Here is a 2,282-nt window from a genome sequence, read left to right as displayed (position 1 = left end):
CTGGCCCTGCATGGCCAGCCGGCTCTGCGGGCGGCGAGCAGTGCTCGCCGAAACCCCCGCGCCGCCCTCGCCGCGATTGATGCCGCGATGATCGTTGATCAACGCGCCGATCGCGGCGAGGCCGCCGCTCCCACAGGCCGCGGCTCGCGCAAGGGCCGCTCCCACAAAAACAGAGCATCCATGCGCTCTGCCCGAAGAATCGCCCGCTGTGCCGAAGACCTGCGCACCCGCATGGGTCACCGCGCGAGCGCGCGCACCACTCGTGATTTATTCCCGGGGGGCACCTGTTCGGTGCATCGCTTGCGGTGCATACAAAGCCCTCTAACTTTCAATTGGATAGAGTCGAAAAAGCGTCGCAAGCCGCGGAAAAAAATGAGATTTCAGCGGTGGACCAGTTTGTGCTCCTGCTACACGTCCTTACAAAAAGGATGAGAAACAGAGTTGCCTGTAACCAACCGTTCTATCTAGGAGAGGTCCCCTGATGAAGAGAAAGATATTGGCAACTGCGATGGCGCTGGTCGGCAATGTGGCCGCATTCAACGCCCTGGCGCAAACCGCGCCGAAGCAGTTCAGTCTGATCGAGGCAACGGTGCCGCAAATCCAGGAAGCCTTCCAGTCGAGGCTTCTGTCCGCAGAACAGCTGATCAATATGTATCTGGCGCGCGTCGCCGCCTATGACGACGGCGGTCCGAAACTCAACTCCTACATGTATGTGAATCCGCAAGCGGCTGCTACGGCGAAAGCCATGGACGACGCGCGCTTCGTGCCCGGAACGCCGATCGGACCGCTGTACGGCGTGCCCATCCTGCTGAAGGACATCATCGACACCGATGACATGCCGACCACCGGTGGTGCGGTCGCCCTGCGCGATTCGATCCCCCTGGACGACGCCTTCATCACGAAGAAACTGCGTGATGCGGGCGCCATCATCATCGGCAAGGCGACGCTGACCGAATTCGCCAACTTCATTTCGAATGGTTTCGTGTCCGGCTATAGCGGCTTGGGTGGTTACGGCTACAACCCGTACGACACGCGTCCTTCGACCAATCCGGCGGACGGCCGGCCGCTGCTCAATCCGAGCGGCTCCAGTTCCGGCTCCGGTATTGCGGCCGCCGCCAATATGGTCGCGCTGACGATCGGTACCGAAACATCAGGTTCCATCCTGAGTCCGGCCAACGCCAATGGCATCGTCGGCATCAAGCCGACCGTCGGTCTGGTGAGTCGCGACGGCATCATCCCGATCACCGCCGATCAGGATACCGCCGGCCCGATGACCCGCACGGTGACCGACGCGGCTATCGTGCTCGGCGTGATTGCCGGCTACGACCCGACCGACCCGGCGACGCTCGAATGTCTGGAACCGGGCAACTGTTTCAACGACTACACGCCCTTCCTGAAGGCGGACGGTCTGGCCGGCGCACGCATTGCGGTGCCGCCATTCCCGAACAACCGCGCCGACATCATGAATGCCGCGATCGCCAAGATGGAGGAACTGGGTGCCACGGTGGTCCGGATTCCGGCCGTGACCTTCCAGAACACGCCGGGCGTGCTGAATTACGGTCAGAAGCGTGATGTGAACCTGTACTTCGACAGCCTGCCGGATTCCTTCCCGATCCAGTCGCTTGCTGATCTGATTGCGTACAACGCGGCCAACACGGACCTGAACACGATCAAGTACGGTCAGACGACGTTCATCGCATCGAACAATCTCGACATCAGTCCGGGCAGCGCCGACACCCTGACCTATCAGACAAACTACGTCAATGGCATTACACGCTCGCGCACCGCGATCAACAACGCGCTGAACGGACCGGACGGTGAGGAGGGTACGGCAGACGATTTCGATGCCATCTTCTATTCGGGCAGCGGCAGCGCCGGCACCTGGGCGCGCGCAGGCTATCCGAGCATCGTCATTCCCTATGGGTCGGTGATTTCGAACGGCGTACCGATTCCGGCCGGCGTGTCTTTTGCCGGCCGCCGTTTCGGCGAGCCGCGCCTGATCGAGCTGTCCTACGCGCTGGAGCAGGCCACGAAGGGGCGTTTCCTGCCGCCGAGCGCGCCCGCGCTGCCGACCGATGTCGTTCTGCGCGGCGACATCGACGGCGACGGCAAGGTGAACAGCAAGGACGTGACAGCCGCTTCGCGCCGGCTGAACCAGTCGGCGACCGGCCCGTACGACAAGGCCGACATCGACGGCGACGGCAAGATCACGGCACTGGACACGCGCCTGATCACCAACCTCTGCACAAAGCCGCGCTGTGCGCTGTGATCGGCTGCAGTTC

At 62.4% G+C, this 2,282-nt stretch carries 1 protein-coding gene; it reads left to right on the top strand.

Annotated elements, in window-relative coordinates; genetic code table 11:
* Positions 1-481 precede the first annotated feature (481 nt).
* Positions 482-2,269, top strand: a complete 1,788-nt coding sequence (locus ACTIFF_RS17735; RefSeq protein WP_439538027.1) for an amidase family protein — start codon at positions 482-484, stop codon at positions 2,267-2,269.
* The last annotated feature ends 13 nt before the right edge of the window (positions 2,270-2,282 follow it).

Origin of the sequence: Methyloversatilis sp., assembly GCF_051861465.1 — a bacterium.
GTDB lineage: Bacteria > Pseudomonadota > Gammaproteobacteria > Burkholderiales > Rhodocyclaceae > Methyloversatilis.
This window is presented reverse-complemented; position numbering and strand designations above follow the sequence as displayed.

Excerpts from the sequence above, each read along its gene's own strand:
- ACTIFF_RS17735 (WP_439538027.1), top strand. The coding sequence starts at position 482 with ATGAAGAGAAAGATATTGGCAACTGCGATGGCGCTGGTCGGCAATGTG.